The organism is Croceicoccus esteveae, assembly GCF_031846435.1.
Taxonomy (GTDB): Bacteria; Pseudomonadota; Alphaproteobacteria; order Sphingomonadales; family Sphingomonadaceae; genus Croceicoccus; species Croceicoccus esteveae.
The window spans coordinates 1-17,623 of the sequence record NZ_JAVRHS010000017.1; the positions used below are offsets into that span (position 1 = coordinate 1).

General features: G+C 60.8%; 11 protein-coding genes and 1 pseudogene. 1 reads left to right on the forward strand and 11 read right to left on the reverse strand.

Going from position 1 to position 17,623, the window contains the following annotated elements; translation table 11 throughout:
• Window positions 1-594: 594 nt before the first annotated feature.
• The 11 genes and pseudogenes from ligD to RM533_RS13035 all read right to left on the reverse strand — a co-directional run bounded on the left by ligD (window position 595) and on the right by RM533_RS13035 (window position 15,517).
• On the reverse strand, window positions 595-3,114 hold the full coding sequence (ligD, locus tag RM533_RS12985; protein ID WP_311341656.1) for a DNA ligase D: 2,520 nt from the start codon (window positions 3,112-3,114) through the stop codon (window positions 595-597).
• A gap of 1 nt (window position 3,115) precedes the next feature.
• Window positions 3,116-3,952: a non-homologous end joining protein Ku gene (gene ku / locus RM533_RS12990; protein WP_311341657.1), complete on the reverse strand. Its 837-nt coding sequence runs from the start codon at window positions 3,950-3,952 to the stop codon at window positions 3,116-3,118.
• Between the two features lie 242 nt (window positions 3,953-4,194).
• Window positions 4,195-4,488: a hypothetical protein gene (locus tag RM533_RS12995; RefSeq protein WP_311341658.1), complete on the reverse strand. Its 294-nt coding sequence runs from the start codon at window positions 4,486-4,488 to the stop codon at window positions 4,195-4,197.
• A 507-nt stretch (window positions 4,489-4,995) separates the two neighbouring features.
• Window positions 4,996-6,324 carry a metal-dependent hydrolase family protein gene (locus RM533_RS13000; RefSeq protein WP_311341659.1) on the reverse strand — a complete coding sequence of 443 codons (1,329 nt, stop codon included), beginning with the start codon at window positions 6,322-6,324 and terminating at the stop codon, window positions 4,996-4,998.
• A 941-nt stretch (window positions 6,325-7,265) separates the two neighbouring features.
• Window positions 7,266-8,417: an acyltransferase family protein gene (locus RM533_RS13005; protein WP_311341660.1), complete on the reverse strand. Its 1,152-nt coding sequence runs from the start codon at window positions 8,415-8,417 to the stop codon at window positions 7,266-7,268.
• Between the two features lie 199 nt (window positions 8,418-8,616).
• Window positions 8,617-9,032, reverse strand: a pseudogene (locus RM533_RS13010) (transposase); the annotation flags it as partial.
• Window positions 9,033-9,150: 118 nt separating this feature from the next.
• On the reverse strand, window positions 9,151-10,497 hold the full coding sequence (locus RM533_RS13015) for an NAD(P)/FAD-dependent oxidoreductase (RefSeq protein ID WP_311341661.1): 1,347 nt from the start codon (window positions 10,495-10,497) through the stop codon (window positions 9,151-9,153).
• A complete protein-coding gene (locus RM533_RS13020) occupies window positions 10,487-11,824 on the reverse strand; it encodes an MFS transporter (protein WP_311341662.1) in 1,338 nt (445 codons plus the stop codon). The genes RM533_RS13015 and RM533_RS13020 overlap by 11 nt, the downstream gene beginning before the upstream one ends.
• 16 nt (window positions 11,825-11,840) lie before the next feature.
• Window positions 11,841-14,219 (reverse strand): TonB-dependent receptor, encoded by a 2,379-nt coding sequence (locus RM533_RS13025; protein WP_311341663.1) that lies wholly within the window; start codon window positions 14,217-14,219, stop codon window positions 11,841-11,843.
• Between the two features lie 257 nt (window positions 14,220-14,476).
• On the reverse strand, window positions 14,477-15,076 hold the full coding sequence (locus tag RM533_RS13030; RefSeq protein ID WP_311341664.1) for a TetR-like C-terminal domain-containing protein: 600 nt from the start codon (window positions 15,074-15,076) through the stop codon (window positions 14,477-14,479).
• A gap of 72 nt (window positions 15,077-15,148) precedes the next feature.
• Window positions 15,149-15,517: a RidA family protein gene (locus tag RM533_RS13035; RefSeq protein WP_311341665.1), complete on the reverse strand. Its 369-nt coding sequence runs from the start codon at window positions 15,515-15,517 to the stop codon at window positions 15,149-15,151.
• 161 nt (window positions 15,518-15,678) lie between these two features.
• Here RM533_RS13035 and RM533_RS13040 point away from each other — a divergent pair, with 161 nt between their 5' ends.
• Entirely contained in the window at window positions 15,679-17,280 is a 1,602-nt protein-coding gene (locus RM533_RS13040; RefSeq protein ID WP_311341666.1) for a GMC family oxidoreductase, read from the forward strand.
• The last annotated feature ends 343 nt before the right edge of the window (window positions 17,281-17,623 follow it).

Genomic DNA, 17,623 nt, shown 5'->3' on the forward strand with positions numbered 1-17,623 from the left:
GCTGTTTCCTCCCGACATTTGATGGTGCATCATCCGCGCACGCATGGAAGGATGCGCTATGGGACAGGTTCTGCACGGAAGCGCCCGTGCGTGGGACCTCCTGATTTTCATTCACGAATGATTGGTGTCTAACGTGGAGGAAGGGCAGACGATGAAGCGCAAGGGGTTCTCAGAAGAGCGGATTATTAACGTGCTGAAACAGCCCGCCTTGCCAACGATTATCCCGCGCTCTGCGGCCGCCACATATACTGCGGGTTGCGTCAGTCGAGCCCGTCCAGCAGGCAGGCCATCAGGGAAGGGTGAACAACACCGTTTTGGCCTTGGCTGCGCACCATACAAACCGGCTCTTCTCGAGCCGTTTGGCGAAGAGCGACATGCCGATCCCGTCGCGCATGTGCACTGGCGGCAAGAATCTGAGACCCTCATAGCCACTGCCTGCGGCACGCGGGTTCCTGCATTGTAGGGATTTGCGTACGCCTGCCGGCGCCTGAAATCCTTCATGATTGCGGTTGTTCGGCTCCTTGTGCCGTCTGCTGAAAGCACACATCGATCTATCTCAGACCCTGGACGCCATCCTCTGCACAATGGCGGCGATCAGATATCGGGTAGTCGCTGATCTGCAAATCCCCAGCCGGCGAGTGTCTTGTCCCCCGCATGCTTGATGAGCCGTTTCGCATCGTCGATACTGAAGGACTGGGCATCCTTCATGTTCTCCAGCTCATCCCAACTGAGCGGAATGGCAACTGGCGCGCCGCTCCGTGCTCTTGCCGAATAGGGCAGAACCGCCGTGCTGCCGCGCTGGTTGCGCAGCCAGTCTATGAAAATCCTGCGTTTGCGCTTCGCCTTGCTCATCGCTGCAGTGAAGCGATCGGGCTCGGCAATACTCAGCGCTTCGGCGAAACGCCGCGAAAAATCCTTGTGCGCGTCCCAACCGTGTCCGGTCTTCAGCGGCACGACTACGTGCACGCCTTTCCCGCCGGAAAGCATGGCAAAGCTGACCAGTCCGATATCCGATAGCCGCGCCCTGATATCGCGCGCCGCCTGCTTGACCTCGCTGAAATCGAGCCCTTCGTCGGGATCGAGATCGAACACCATGCGGTCGGGCGCCTCGACATCGTCGCTGCGCGACCCCCAACCGTGGAATTCGATCGTCCCCATCTGCACGCATTCGAGAATCCCGCGCACGTCTTCGACATAGAGGTAGTCCTCGGCTCCGCCGTCCTTCTCCAGGATCGGGACATGGTGAACCGCCTCGCCAAACGAGCCGCTATCATGCTTTTGAAAGAAGCATTTCTTCCCACGGCCTTGTGGACAGCGCACGAGGCTTACGGGGCGGCGCGCGACGAAGGGCAGCATGAATGGAGCGATCTGCGCATAATAATCTGCGAGATCGCCCTTGGTTTGGCCGCTATCGGGAAAGATCACCCGGTCGCGGCTCGAGATCCTTACCTGGTCTGTTGCCGGGGGGGTGGAAGCCGGCTTTTCCGGCTTGACCGATTCCGCGTCCTTGTCGCTCCGCAGACCGAGATAACTTCCGTGGCGCACATTGCCCTCGGCGGTGAACTCGGTAAACGCGATTTCCGCGACCAGCTTGGGCGTAACCCAGGTGACACCGCGCGCGGTGGCCTTGTCGACCTCCAGCGGCGCGGTCTTGCGCTCGAGCCGTTTCATCTTCGCGGCAAGACCGTCGAGCTCGTCGGCGGTGAAACCTGTCCCGACATTGCCTTTGTAAACGAGTTGTCCGCCCTCGTGCTGCGCCAGCAGTAATGAAGCGAAGGGCCGCCCCTTCGCCTTGCTCGCTTTCCAGCCAGCGATGACGAACTCCTGCCGCCGTGTACATTTGACCTTTACCCACGCTTTGGTGCGCGAATGGCGGTAAGGCGCGTCAATTTTCTTGGCAATGATCCCTTCCTGTCCGGCCCGGCACATCGCGGCATAGAGTTTCTCGCCTGCACCGATCACGTGATCGGCAATGTGTATCGGCGGTTCTGCAGTGGCGAGCAGCGCCTCGAGCCGCTCTTTTCGTTCGATATTCGGCAAGCTGCCGAGATCCTCGCCATCGAGCGAGAGCAGGTCAAAGGCATGAAAGGACAGCGCATCGCCACGCGATTGACTTCCATGCCCGCGCTTGAGCACCTTCTGCAGGGTCGAAAAATCGGGATTGCCCTTTGCATCGCTGGCGACGATCTCGCCGTCGATCAGGCTGGCCGGAAGATCGAGCGCGGCGATCGCCTCGACGAGCGGTTCGAATTTGTCGGTCCAGTCCTTGCCGCTGCGGGTATGGACACGGACCTTGTCCCCCTTGGCCGCGATCAGCGCACGGTACCCGTCGAACTTGATCTCGTACATCCAGCTGTTGCCGGTAGGCACGTCGTCCACCAGTGTCGCGAGCTGGGGCTTGACGAATTGCGGAAGCGGCGCCGCCTTGCGCCTGGGCTCTGCCTTGGCGGCATTGCGCTCTGGCGCCTTTTGCATCTGTGCCAGGAAGACATCGTGCTTTTTTTCGGCAAGCGCATATTCGCCCTGCCTGTCAGCCGCGATCTCGGCCATCGAGCGGCCGGTGAGCACGCTGGTCAATTCGCGTTCGACCAGCGCGTCACCCTGTTCGGCATGGTCGTCCTGCAATTTGCGCAGCAGCCAGTTCTCGCGCTTCTCGCCCGGCTTTTTCTTCAGCCGGATCAGCAGCCACTCGCCCTGCATGCGCTCGCCTGCGAGACAGAAATGAAGGTGGCCCTTGTCGAGATCCCTGGCACTCTTGCCTTCGATCGGCGCCCACTTGCCGCGATCCCACAGCATGACGGTGCCACCGCCATATTCGCCTTTGGGGATAGTGCCTTCGAACAGCGCATAGGACATGGGGTGGTCTTCGGTGCGCACCGCAAGCCGCTTGATGTCAGGATCGGGCGAGGGGCCCTTGGTCACGGCCCAGCTTTTTAGGACCCCGTCCAGTTCCAGCCGCAGGTCCCAATGCAGTCGCGTGGCATCGTGTTTCTGAACGATGAAAAGATCACCACCCGCGCTGCCTTGCGCCTTGCCCGAAGGTTCGGGAGTCTTGTCGAAGTCGCGCTTGGCGTTGTAAGTGGCGAGCGGATCGGCTTTGTCTTGCGCAGCCATGTCAGGCAGACTTCTTGCGTTTGGAGGCAGGTTTAGCCGAGCCCTTTTCCTCTCCTACCGACTTCTTCAGCGCAGCCATCAGGTCAATCACATTGCCGCCCGCCGCGCCATCGGATGTATCGACGTCTTCGATGATCGCTTTTTTGCTTTTTGATCTGGCTTTCTTGTCGATCAGCTTGCGCAGGGCATCGACATAGCGATCCTCGAATTCGCCCGCATCGAACGGCGCGCTCTTCTCCTCGATCAACCTGGTGGCAAGATCGAGCAGTTCCTTCTTCGGCTTGGCTTCATCGATTCCGGCGAAAAAGGACTGCCCCTTGCGGACCTCGTCGGCATAGCGGAGCGTTTCCAGCAAAAGTCCCTTGCCGCAAGGTTTGATCGCGACGAGCTTCTCGCTACCGCGCATCGATAGCTGGCCGAGCGCGACCTTCTTTGCCTTGCGCAGCGCCTCGCGCAACACGACGAAAGCCTCCTCCGCAAGATCGTCTTTCGGGGCAACGTAGTAGGGTTTCTCGAAATACAGCGGGTCGATCTCGCAAGCATCGACGAACTGGACCAGTTCGAGCGTCTTTCGGCTCTCGATCTTGACCGCCTCGATCTCCTCATCTTCCAGCAGGACATACTCGCCCTTGGAGATCTCGTAGCCCTTGATGATGTCATCGCGATCAACTGGTCCGATGCCGGACACCGTCTTTTCGTAGCGTACCCGCTTGCCGCTGGGCTTGTGGATCTGGTTGAAGCTGATCTTGGAACCTGATCTGCTCGCGGAATAGATTTCGACCGGGATCGAAACGAGCGCCAGTCTGATTTGCCCCTGCCAGTATGCCCGTGCCGCCATATTTCACCTCCGTTCGCAAGGTTCAGCGATTCACCCGCAATTTGGTTTCGGGGGAGGGGGACTGATAAGCGCATCCAGGTGATGTTCAGATGGCGATCGGCCCTCCAGCAGTCGGTCCGCACTCGGCTCGCTTCCCGTCATTCCCGAGCACTATCCACAGGATTTGCTCTTCTGGGTGAAGGCATGTCCAACGGGCTCTGATGAAAACAACCGCATGTTGCGTAGGCTGCGACTGACGATCCTTACAAGCGCAACAGCTGTTCCGTCCCGGTATGCGAAGGACACTGCGATGTAAGGCAGGCGGCGTTGGTCAGATACGGCAGGTCGAAGGTGTCACCCCGCTCCCACTGCTCTGGTTGGATCGCGATCAGTCGCTTGTAAGCCCGGACCATGTCGCCGTCTGCGCGGTCGAAGCTCGACGCTGGAGCTTCTGCGCTGTGGTGAAGGTCGCGCGCATCGTCCAACCGGCAGGCCCCCCGGTCGAAGCTGGCTGGAACGAGAGTGGCGCGGTCGTCTTCGCTGGCGAGGCAGAGCACGCAGGATTCGACGAAGTGCGTTCCACCGTTTACCTGGACGACAAGGCCGATCTGCGGAACCTGTGGACTCTCTGCTGGCCGAGGGACCCAGAGCAGGGCCGACCGGTTGCCTCTACCCGGGAGGAGAACTGCCTCACGCCGAGGGCATGCGGCGCCGAGCCACTCAGCCTGATGTCTACCTTGTCCCGCAAGTCAGTGAAGCGCGCGGGCTGGCCGTCCAGCAGATGAGCAAAGGCGGCGACGTAGTTGGCGATGCGCTTCTATTGTCCAATCTCAGTTATTTCATGTTTCCAAGCGACACGGGGGTCGCGTGCCCTTTTCCGCTCTCTTCCAGAAAGCCACCTCCTTTCGTTCTGAAGTCGTCTGCCCACAGGGCGCGTCTGCTTCGCGCCCCGCCAGGCCGGCAGCGCCCTTTAAAGGGGCCTGTCGCCTGTCACCCCATGTTCTGCCGAAGGGCCGTCTTTCCAGTAGGCGCATCCTCGCTCGGGATGAGATTGGCCGTCTTCCTCAGTCCTCGTGCAGGATGACCCGTCCTGCCTTCATGACGAAATCCACATCCTCAAGCTCGCGCACGTCAAGGAGGGGATCGCCATCGACTGCAATGATGTCGGCCGTCATGCCGGGCGCAATGCGGCCAACACTGTTGGCGCGGCCAAGCACCTCGGCGGCGTCACTGGTTGCTGCGCGGATCGCGGCGGCGGGAGTCATTCCGGCGGCCACCATCAGCACGAACTCCTCTGCATTACGGCCATGGCTGCTGACGCCCGTATCAGTGCCGAAGGCGATCTTCACGCCCGCGTCGATGGCGCGTGCATGGCTGTCTGCCGCAGCAGCCACTGCCTCACGCGCCTTGGGCACCACGGCAGGTGGCAGGGCACCGGCTTCCGCCTGCGCGACTGCGGCGCGCGTCGCCAGCATGGTGGGCACCAGCCAGGTGCCGCGCCGCTTCATCAGCGCAATGGTTTCAGGCTCCAGGAACGAGCCATGCTCGATCGTGTCGACACCTGCTTCCACCGCAGCCCTTGTCCCTGCATCGGCGTGGCTGTGCGCGGCGACGCGGCGGCCAAGCCCGTGTGCGGTGTCGATGATGGCGGCCATCTCGGTCGAGGTCATCGCCTGGCTCAAGCCACCGCTGACATTGGACAGCACCCCGCCGGTGGCTGCAAACTTGATGACCTGAGCGCCCAGGCCAATCTGGCGGCGCACCGCGCGGGCGCAGTCCTCCACGCCATCGCATACGTATTCCTGATGCCCCTGCGCGTCAGAATAGAGATCGCCCAGACCGTTGCGCCCGTCTCCATGCCCACCGGTGACTGAAAGCATGTGGCCGGCATTGACGATGGTGGGCGCCTCTACCAGGCCAGCCTGTGACGCATCGCGCAAGGCACGGATCGAGCGTTCGGTGCCGCCCAGATCCCGTACAGTGGTGAAGCCGGCCAGGAGCGTCACGCGGGCATTGGCGACACCTTGAAGCAGATCATCCTGCACGTCGCGATTGATGGCAGTCAGCCGGTCCGCCAAGGGATCGCCACCGGGGCCGAGCAGGTGGACGTGCAAATCGATGAGGCCGGGCAGCACGAAGTCATCGGACAGATCGACCAGCGCGGCGCCTGTCTCGGGCGGGGCGAAGCCATCGCGCACCTCGGCAATCTCCCCGCCGCGCACGACTATCGTTGCAGGGCCGCGAGGAGCCTGACCCGGTTCGGCCAGGAGGCGGCCGGCATGAATGTAGACGACCGATCGGTCGCTGGCCGGTTCACGCTCTTGCGCGACAGCTGGCATGGCCCCTGCCAAAAATACGGCCGCCAGAAATCCCTTACACCAACGCTGCTTCATCTTGTGCCCCCCTGTTCCGGCTTATGCTAGCATGCGCGCGGCGCGGGTAAAGTGGGTTGTCAACGAAAGTGCGGTCCATGGGAGGCCGCACCTGACCCGACATGAAGAGAGAGAGTTGCGGGCATGACACAGCTTCACCGGAATGGTCCACCCGCCCGGTCGGTATGCGCCGGACTGCTTGAGCTTTTCGGTCGGCGCGCTGACAGCTGGGTTCAGCGGTCTAGATGGACAGAGGCGCTACCGCGATGACGCTGATGCCATCCTCATCCCGCGAGCGCTGAAGGCGGTGATTGCCCCCTGTGTCCGCTTTTTTACCAGTATCTGCTCAGACTGGACGACAGAGAATAGCCGCGTTGCACAAACCCGTTTCGCGAGAGAAGTGCTGGCGGCAGGCGTGATCGAGCATAGCGCCCGCGCCGCACCGGGCAGATTAATTCGGCTCCTCCAGTCTGGGCAGTCGAACGATGGACGATGTTGTCCTTGCCGACCGGCAAGCCCGCAGCGCCAGCGGCTGATCAAGGACATGAGCCTGCGCCGGGACGGTCCGGAGACGCAGCGTAACTGTTTGCGCGATGTCGGGCGGTGCGCCACCTGGCGGGGACACTCGCCTCACAACGCCACGAACAAGGATGTGCGGCGGTTCAGGATCGAACAGCGGGAAGCAGGCACCCCGGCGCCAGACATGAACAGCATCGTCGCGGCCCGGCGGTTCTTCTTCACCCCCACGCTCGACCGACCCGAGCTCGCGCGCAAGCTGGTCCGCACGGCACCTGCCCGCAGGACTCTGGTAATTCTGACCTTGGCGGAAGTGAAGCGACTGCCTGATGCCACCACCTGCCTCAAGCACCAGGCTGCGCTGTCGGTCGGCTATGGCGCCGGCCTACGTGTCGGTAAGGTCTCGGCGCTGAAGGTGCGGGACATCAAGAGCAAACGCATGCTGCTCAGGATCGTCTTCGACAACGCCCCGCTCCTGTTTCGCGGATCGCTGCAGGGGGTCTGTCGCCCGGAACCGCTGGTGGCGCGTTGCGGCCAGCACCAGTCCAGCGCGGCAGGCGGTAGAAGGAGGCAAGGCCGATCATCTGCAGAATGCGTTGCAGCAGCAAAGTGAGCACGATGGTGGCGAATGTGCAGACCAATACGCCCGCATAGGAAAGAAGCCTGCTTTGCTCGACTCCCAGCCCGATCAGCAGCCAGGCAAGGCCGGCGATGATGGGATATTGCGCGACATAGATGGCAAGGGTGCGCCGACCGATATATCTGAACAATCTGCCAGGAACGGTCGGGGCAATCACGCGCGAGCCGATCAGCAGCGCGGCAACGCCGCTGCATGACGAGGCGAGCTGGATCATGGCATTAAGCGCTGGATTGTCCAGCAGCGCCAGCGATGCCTGCAGGCCAAGACAGCCCAGCAGGAGCAGGACGGCCCACCTGAAATGCAGATTGCCCGCCTTCAGGACGACAGCTGGAAACATCGCTCCTGCGTAGAAGAAGGCAAAATAGATGAGCGCCTTGGAATAGCCTCTGCCGCCAGGCACCAGGTGGACAATATCATAGCGCTTTGCCAGCACACCAAGCGTCGCCAGTGACATCGCCACGGCAAAGGCAAGTCCAAGCGTGCGCGGGACAGCGGCAAGAAGTTTGCCGGCAATGAAGAACAGGGCAAGTGCCTGCAGGAACCAGATGGGCGAGAGCGGGAGCAGCATCGAGCGGAAAGCCGCGGTGACCTCGATGGTCTTGCCAACCCATTGGGGCTGCGTCACCAGCGTGGAAAAGCTGAACCAGAACACAAGGTTCCAGATGACGATCAGCCAGGCGTAGAGGAGTACCTTGTTCCTGAGCAGCACGCGCCAGGGCGAGCGCAGCGATTTGCCTGCGAACACGCCTGCAACGGTGAAGAACAGGGGCAGGCGGATGGCTGCAAGAAAGGAGTTGATCCATTTGAGCCGCCACAAGGCGAGCCCCGCTGCATCGGACAGCAGAACCACGTGAAGAAAAGTGATGAGCAGGATGGAGACACCCTTGGCGATATCGATCCAGTCGATCCGCTCGCGCGCCGGCGCCGGAACGTTCATCATGTTGCTATCACGGGACATTTTGTCGCAATCAGCTTTGCTGAAGCTGGTGTCAAGAGCTGCACGGCATTGCTGCTGCCGCATGAAGCCGGGCCAGTTCTGCCGTGCCGGGAAAGTGTCTGGCGACAAGCAGCATGTCCTGGACGCCGGGTCGTCAATCCGCGCCTGTTGTCTTCCAAAAATTCGTCTGGCGTATTCTTTGCCGGGAAGGGCGATGCAGTGACGGCGCCCTGGTGAGCCAGGCATGAAGGCCGTTTCGCAAAACCCGGGCGTCCCGCACATCCATGCTACCGGCCAGAACCCTTGGTGCTTCACAACGAAAGCAAACTTCGTAGCAAGACCTTCGCAAAGCAGGCGGCCGCTTTTTCAGGATGTCGCGCTCCGCCTTCAGCCTGGCAGCTTTGCGAAGGAGGCGATCGATGCCCATCCGCTCGGGCCTCATCTGCCCTTGCTCGTGAAGGACATGGCCGGGGTCAGCGGCAAACTCCTTCACCCATCTGCGCGGCATATTTTCATGCACGTCCAGGTTCCGAGCAGCCTGACCATAACACGGCGCTCGTGCACAGATCTTGCCGCCTCAAGCTTGAATTCGCAGCTGAACTTCCTTCGCTGCGTTGCGGACCTCCGACAGGCAATAACATCCTGTCCCGATGTCCACCAAACCGGCAGCAGGCCATCCGTAACGAGCGATCGGTTGACCCGGTGCAGGTGATCCGCTCCTCCTGCCCATCTGGCGTTTAGTGAGCAAAAGTCTCTACAACAGTCCTATCTTTCGTGCGGTGCGGGCCGCCGGGATCAGCAGGTTGCCAATCAGGATCTCGCGCTGACGCTGCATGGCAACAGGTTCGGGTTTTTCGATGGGGAAAGGCAATTTGTCCATTTCGTCCCGAGCAAGCGCATGCGCGAACAATTTGCCGAGCAATGGCGCCATGACATTTCCCCATGCGTTAAAGTACATGAGACCGAACACCCCGGGTTGCAGTTCGAAGACGCCGGGGAACTCCCGCTTGCGCATGGCTACCCGGCCTGTCCAGTAGTGCCCCAGCCTGATATCCGCATCGCGGGAATGGGGCCAAAGCTTGTGGATCCAGCGCAGGTGATTGGCAAAGTGCCATGCCGCATCATCGGCTCTGGCAAAGGCAGGAATGCTGGAGAGGACAAGGCGCCCGTGCCGGTCCTTCACCAGCGGGTTGAGGTCGATGGGAACTTCGGCAAGGGTCATGCCAGAGGGCATGATCAGATCGGCCAGCTCTTTCGGCAATGGTTCGGTGGCAACGCCATAGGCAGTCAGTGGGTAAAAGCCTTTGGTAAAGGCAGGCACGATATTGCCGGGATATGCGTTGGTGCAGAAAACAACTCTCCTGCCGTTCACGTTTCCTCCGGACGTACGCACACGCCATCGGTTCGTGGATCGGGACAGGGCAATCGCTTCACTGTCGCCGTGGACGACTGCGCCCATGCGCACTGCGGCAGCCAGCAGGCCGTTGGTGAACAGATAGGGGTTGATGCGGCCGCCGCTTTTGTAAACGACGCCATGGGTGAAATGACGCGATCCTGTCGTTTCCTGCATCTGCGCTGTTCCCAGCGTGTCGATTTCCTCAAGTTCCCGGTCTTCCAGCCAAACTGCGCCTGCCTTGAACCGTTCGTACGCAATCTTGCTGGTCGCCGCGTTCAGATATCCTGATTGCATTGCATCGCAGTCGATGCCGTGCTGGTGCGACAGATCGAACGGAATGGCGCGATGTTCGCGAAAGATGTCGAGAAAGGCCTTGCCCTGATCGGGAAAGCGATTGAACGCGCGCAGATCCTTCAGCACAGGCAGCACATGCCCTGCGTTGCGGCCTGACGCGCCCCATCCGGGCTGCCGCGCTTCCAGTATGACGGTGTCTACACCCTGCTCGGTGAGGTGCAGGGCAAGCGAACTGCCCGCAAGGCCGGCGCCGATGATGATGACATCGGTGTCGATATCTTGCTGAAGCTGGGGATAGTGGCTTGGCGGAGGTTCAGGCGCTGTCCAACCGCTGAGGCTGATGGGAACGAGACCCTGCCTGAACGAACGCCGGTCAGGCTGGGTGCGGGAGACCTTGGGATTACCAATCATGGCTGGCGCCCTGTGCATGCAATCGCAGGCCGTCGGGCGTCGTTTGAACGGGGTGCGCCGCGGCAGGTCTATTAAGCCCGGCATTATCGCGTTCGGGCTTGATCGCAACGACCAGAGCCGCGGCAACAATGGTAAAAAGGCTGAATACAAGGATCGGCAGGAAATAGCCATCGCCAAACCAGTACAGCCAGTCCATCCCCAGCGGCGCGAGCGCACCGAGCAGCCCGACGATGAACATGTTGAAGCCCAGGACAGTGGCAAACGCTTGTTGCCCGACAATTCTGGCCAGAACCATCGGACCTGCCTGTGCCGGCAAGCCGCTGGCAAAACCCCAGAGCACCACGAAGCCGGCAAGGCCGTAAACGCCGTAAGTATCGGGGCGAAGGGTGCCAAGAAGAGCGAAGGTGCCAAATGCCTGCATCAGCATGGCCGCTACCAGAACCGGTTTGCCGCCGAACCGATCGGCGAGCAGGCCACCTGCAAGCAGGGCAGGCAAACCCATGAGATTGGCCACGCTGTAGCTGGATATCGCGGTTGATTCTTCATAACCCTGAGCCGCCAGCAAGGTGATGACGCTGAACAGGACCGCATTGAGGCTGGCCTGCGCCAGCGTAAGCGTAACCGCAAGCCGCCAGTAATCGCCCTTGCGCAACGCCAATGTCAGGCATGCTCTCAGCCCGGGTGTCACTGCCGCGCCTGCCGGTCCGGCCGCGGGCACCCGCTCGCGCCTGCCAAGCAGCGGGATGAGCGGCAGGCAGAGGATGATTATGGCGCCGCTGCCGATGAAAAATGCCGCACGCCAGCCAAGTTGCGCAATGACAAGACCGGTCAGGGGAGGGACGGCGGAACTCGCCAGGGCACATGATCCGATGAAGATGGCAAGCGCAAGGCCGCGATGCCGATCATGAACGCGCGTGATCAGCGCTATGCCTGGAACGATGGTGGCCGCGCCTGCACCCCCGCCGACCAGCAGCATGGCGGCCACGATCTGTGGCACGGTCGTGCCGTATCCTGCGGCTGCCCAGCCAGAAGCGGTAACGATGACACCGCAAAGAACGGTAAGCCTTGCTCCGAACCTGTCGACCCCCCACCCGGCGAGCAGGCTGGTCACGCTCATGCTGACCAGCAGCGCGAAGGCGATCTGCCCCAGTCCGTCGGGAGCAAGTCCGAAGTCGGCCTGCAATCTTGGCAGGAACACGCCAAGGGAGGTCAGCGTGCCCCCGATGATGACGAAGCTGATGATGGAGACGACAGCGACGATCCGCCACGCCGCGGGCGAGGTCGGCACGTCCTTGGCCGGGCCGGGCGATATTGGTTCTGGACGCATCACTGTGCCTGTTCCGTCACCGGAACTTCACCGTAAGATCAAGCCCCCAGGTGCGCGGCTCTGCAAAGCTGATGATGCCAAAGCCAAGGCTGCCGAAGTCGGTGCCGGAAAGCAGGTAATCCTCATCGGTCAGGTTCTTGACCCACAGCGCCACCGACATGTCGGCGCTTGGAAGCATGATGTCGGATAAAGTCATGCGGCCGTTGAGGGTCGACACGCCGCCATCGGACAGAACCTTGTTGAAGGGGGCAATGATGTCGAGCTGGTGGTAATAGATCCTGCTGCGGTAATCGTAGTCGAGGCGCGCTTTCAATGATCCGAAGTCGAAATTGGGAAACCGGTATTCGAGCCCGGCGGTAGCGGTGGTGGAGGCCGAGTAGTTGAACCGTGCCTCATCGGCGAGGTTGACCAGTTCGTCGGTGACCGGATCCCGGAACAGATATTCCTTGTAGTCGCGATCGACATAGCCGCCATTGGCGGAAAAGGTGAGACTGTTGGTGAGCCGCGCGACGAATTCTGCCTCCACGCCGGTATAGGTTGCCTTGCCAGCGTTGACCGTGATGCTGTTGGCTCCGGTGCTGCCGGCTTCGAACTGGCTGACCTGCAAATTCTTGTAGATCGTGTGAAAACCGGCAAGGTTGAGCCGGATGCGGCGATCGAACAGCTCTGTCTTGAGACCCGCCTCGTAGGATGTGACCTTTTCCGGATCGAACGCGTTGCCGCCGCCACGCGGATTGAAACCGCCCGACTTGTAACCGGTCGCCACTCTGACATAGCTCGAGATATCGTTGGAGAAGTCGTATTTGGCAGTGCCGAGCCAGGTCAGCTGGCCAAAATCTGCCTCGGCATTGTTGATGATCGCCTCGGTCTGGTTCAGCGTCTTCTTGTCCCAGGTATATCGCAACCCTCCTGTAATGCTGAGCCGGTCGGCAAGCTGATAGGTGGCCTGGCCGAACAGCGCCTTGGATTCCGATTTGTGCCGGTAATCGAGCAGCGTGGAGATATTCACGCCAAAAGCCGGCGTGGTAATGCCGGGCGCAAGTTCAATCGGGTCGTCCAGAGGAATGAGAATGGTCAGATTGACTTTGTCACGCTCCTGCGCCTTTTCCTTGAAGTAATAGGCACCCAGCACATACTCCAGATTGCTGCCCGCCTTGCCGACAAGGTTCAGTTCCTGGGACCATTGGTGTTGCTTGCGTTCGTTCCTGCCATTGTAGAGGCTGACAGGGTTCACGCCTTCTGGAATGAAGTCGAACGGTGGAGCAAGGATAGCCGGCGACACGGTAAATCCGACCAGGCCAGCATTGCCATCAAGATCTGACGACCGGACGGTATTTGACCAGTCGCGATAGCCTGTCGTGGACCGAAGCTGCAGTTGCTCGCTCAACTCTGCCTCCACGATGAGCGTGTGACCTGTCGTGCGGTCACGGATCGGCCCGTCGAAATCAAGCGCGATCGTGTCCAGCCGGGAGCGGGATATCTGTGGTGCCGCACCGCCAAGCTGCGCAGAGGCATCGAGGTATCCCCCGACATATGGCGCGACCGCGGCAAGCTGCACCGGGATGCCACGGCTGTTCCGCATGTTGTAATCAAAGGAGTAGAACGCGTTGACAGGTCCGCCGGCGTCATAGGAAAGCGCTGCCCGCAATGCGTCCACATTATAGGCGCCCGGATCTCTGCGACCGGGTTCAAGGATGTTGTCGACGTAGCCGTGACGCTGCTTGTGCAGGTAGGAAAACTTGGCGCTGAACCCGCTGTCGGCAAGCTCGCCTGTGTCAAGCGTTGTCCTTGCCTGAAACAGGTTGAACCCGCCTATGCCCAATGTCTGCTCGACGCCCCACGTTTGTGCAGGCCGGGCGGTAATCAGGCTGATCGCCCCGCCCGTCGTGTTGCGGCCAAAGAGCGTGCCTTGTGGTCCGCGCAGCACCTCGATCCGCTCCAGATCTACAAGTTCGAACATGGATCCTGCCGACCGGCCGATCACCACACCGTCAATATAGACAGCGTTCGGCGCATCCAGCGTGAGCGCAGGATCGCTCTGACCGATGCCCCGGATATAGATCGTCGGCGTTGTCGACGATTCAGGGGTCTGGTTGATGATGAGATTGGGCGCGATCGCGCTGAGCGACCCCACGTCCGAAATGCCTCTTGCCGCTATCATCTCGGCAGACAAGGCAGTGATGGCCAGCGGCGTGTCCTGGAGGTTCTCCGCGCGTTTCTGTGCGGTGACGACGATTTCATCGAGGCCGGTGATGCGACCGTCCTCCTGCTCTTGCGCCAGTGCAGTTGCGGGGAACTGCAGACACGCGGCAGTAAGGAGCAGCAGTTTCCCCACTCCCGGAAAGCCACCCGACTTCTCGCTTGCCAGATGGTGCTTGATGACGCGCCTGTTCATGGATGTCTTCCTCGCCTGTTCCGGCTGTCTGACTGCAACACTCCGCCATCATCGCTGAACCATGGCGAGTCTCACTAATGCAACCTGCGTTGCATAGGCGCATGGATGATTGTTCAAGTCAAGCGGTTCGCGGTCCTTAATGTGCCGCAAACCGGCACAGGACGCGCGAAAGTTACGTCGCCACAATAACTGCCGACACCGACGTCACGCTCAAGATGACACGAGGATCGTAACGGGCACCCAGGCGTCAGAACGGGTTATCTGCAGCCTCTGATGACCTGATCGACAAGGCGGCCGAGGAACTCGTCGGTCGGCGGCGTGCGCTGGAAGACAACGCCCACGACGATCGACGACATCAGCATCCACATCGCAGCCGACGCGTCTGCACCTTCGGGCAGCTCACCGCGCGCCTGCGCGTCCACGATCGGTCTGCGGAACTCTTGCAGGATCGGCGTCCAATGGCTGAACATCTGTTCGCGAAAGATCGCATTGTCAGTCATCGCGAGCATCCGGTTCATCGCGTTTTCAACAGGATCGGCAAGAAAGTCGCGCATGCCGAAGGCGACGCGATGCATGTCCTCCTCCCAATTGCCCGACAGCGGGATGGACAGACGCGAGACATGCTCCGCCATTGCCTCGGAAATCAGCGCAGCCCGATCCGGCCAGCGACGGAACAGGGTCGTGCGATGGACACCGGCGAGGGCCGCAACCTCCTGGATCTCGAAATCAAGCCGTCCTTGCCCGATGAGTGCAAGCACTGCATCTGCAACCGCCTTGCGGTTCTTCTCCGTTCGCCCGCCGGGCCGCCTCGCCTGCCTGCCTGTCATCGCTTCCCCATAGGCGATCGCCGATGGCACGCAACGGCCGCATCGCGATGGCATGACCGGCTCTCCAGCAGGCGCGCGGGTGCACCTGATGCGAAGATCGGCTCAACGCAGCCTTGCAACTGCCTTGATCTCGACCAGCGTGTCGGGATAACCCAGCGCTGCCACGCCGACAGCTGTCCACGCTGGACGTGCATGCCCGAGGAAGCGGGACTTTTCGGCCATGAACTCGGCCATGTGCCGCGGATAATCGACATGGAAGGAGGTCAGGTCGACCAGATCATCGGCCGTGCAGGCGTTCGCCTTCAGCACCTTTCCCAACGCCTCGAACGCCAGCGCGAACTGTCTGGCAACATCGGCAGGAACGCCGCCATCGGCTTCAAGCCCGACCTGGCCTGAGCAAAAGAGCAGATCGCCTGCCTTTACCGCATCGCTGTAACCATGATCGTCCGCCATCGCTGCTTCTGTCATCATCCGTCCCTTCTTCACATGTTTCTTGCAGTCAGCAAGCCGCTCCTGAAACGATGCTTTGACTGGTAATGCAACAGATACTGCATTAGCAGCATGAGCTGTGTTCGGCAATCATGCGTCGAGCTTCGTTGCGCCGCAATGCTTCAGCCTTGAAAGGATCAGCCATGCACACTGCACCTTCCCACGACTTCATCATCATCGGTGCCGGTTCGGCAGGTTGTGTGCTTGCAAACAGGCTGTCAGCCGATCCGCGCAACAAGGTGCTCCTGCTCGAAGCCGGGGGCAGGGACAGCAGTCCGCTGATCTATCTGCCAGCCGGTTTTCTCCCCGTCATGCGCAAGGGCATGTTCGCCTGGCATTACGAGACAGCGCCGCAGGAACATCTCGATAATCGCACGCTTCCTGATGCAAGAGGCAAGGTGCTGGGTGGCAGCAGCTCGATCAACGGGATGTGTTACAGCAGGGGAGCGCCCGAGATCTACGACAGTTGGGCGCAGGCGGGCAATCGCGGCTGGTCCTATGCCGATGTGCTGCCCTATTTTCGCCGGGCCGAAAGCAATGGGCATGGCGCAGATGCATATCACGGCGGCGACGGTCCGCTTCGCGTGAGCCGCGCAAGCATTGAAAATCCGGCGACTAGGGCCTGGCTGCAGGCGTCGGCGCAGGCGGGATACTCCTACAACGACGACCATAACGGCGCGCGTGCCGATGGCTTTGGTCCACCTGAACTCACAATCCACAAAGGCAAGCGGATGAGCACGGCGGTGACCTATCTCAGGCCTGCAGAAAAGCGTGCCAATCTCGAGATCGTGCTGAATGCCCATGCCACCAGAATCCTGTTCGACGGCAAAAAAGCGATTGGCGTGGAATATCGACAGGGTGACGAGGTCAGACACGCATATGCAGCCCGGGAAATCATCAGCAGCGGCGGCACGTTCCAATCTGCTCAGCTGATGATGCTTTCAGGTCTTGGCGATGCTGCACACCTGCAGTCGGTGGGCGTCGATATCGTGAACGACTTGAAAGGGACTGGCCAGAACCTGCACGATCATGTGGGTACTGATGTGCAGTTTGCCTGTCCGCAACCGGTTACGCAGTACCGATATTTTACAAACCCGCTGGCCATGGCCGAGGCCGGCTTGCGCTATCTTGTATCTCGCAAGGGACCGCTGGCGGGCAACAGCATCGAGGCGGTCGCCTATCTGCGGTCAGGCGCAGCCGGGCACGCGGAACTCGACCTGAAGTTCTATCTGATGCCGCTGCTCATTACAGAGGATGCAGAGCTTGGCCGCCAGCACGGTGTCAGCAATCTCATCATCCTCACGCGCCCGGAAAGTCGGGGCACATTGCACCTCGCATCCGCCGATCCCATGATGCCACCTGTCATAAACACCAACTACCTTGCAGAACAACGCGATCGTGAGGCCCTGCGAAACGGGATCAGGATTGCGCGCGGGATCTTTGGCCAGCCAGCCTACGACGCTTACCGGGGTGCGGAGATATCGCCTGGCTCCCGCATCGCCGACGATGAGGAACTGGATGCCTTTATCCGTGGTACCGTGGGCGTGAATTACGAAGCGGTTGGAACCTGCCGCATGGGAGACGATCCCCTTGCCGTCGTTAACGACCGGCTGCAGGTACGGGGGGTTGGCAATCTGCGGATCGTCGATGCATCGGTCATGCCAAGGGTGCCGACCGGCGATCCGAATGCCGCCGTCATCATGATTGCAGAAAAGGCTGCAGAAATGATCCTGCAGGTCGGTTGACGCAGAGTTCTTGTTCCAGATGCACCTTGTGGCTGCCAAGTGCACCTTGTGCCTGATCGTCGGGATGCGTTTTCCGCCCCTTCGGAAAAATCACAGGAGGTGTTCGCGGCATACATCAAGCGGTCGATAACGGCATCTTCACTGGCCGGTTGGAAACGCAGGATGGCCGAGGCCTGCAAGGCTGACGGTGTTCAGGAGGTTTCCTGTGTTCGCTCGTTTGCAGCTGGCAGGAAGGTGATTTGCAGACTTCTTGCAGCCTTGATCGTTCACGCGAACATGCGTTGACCTCCCAGCGCCCTTGTACCTCCCAGCGCCCTTGTACCTCCCAGCGCGGCGCAGCTGG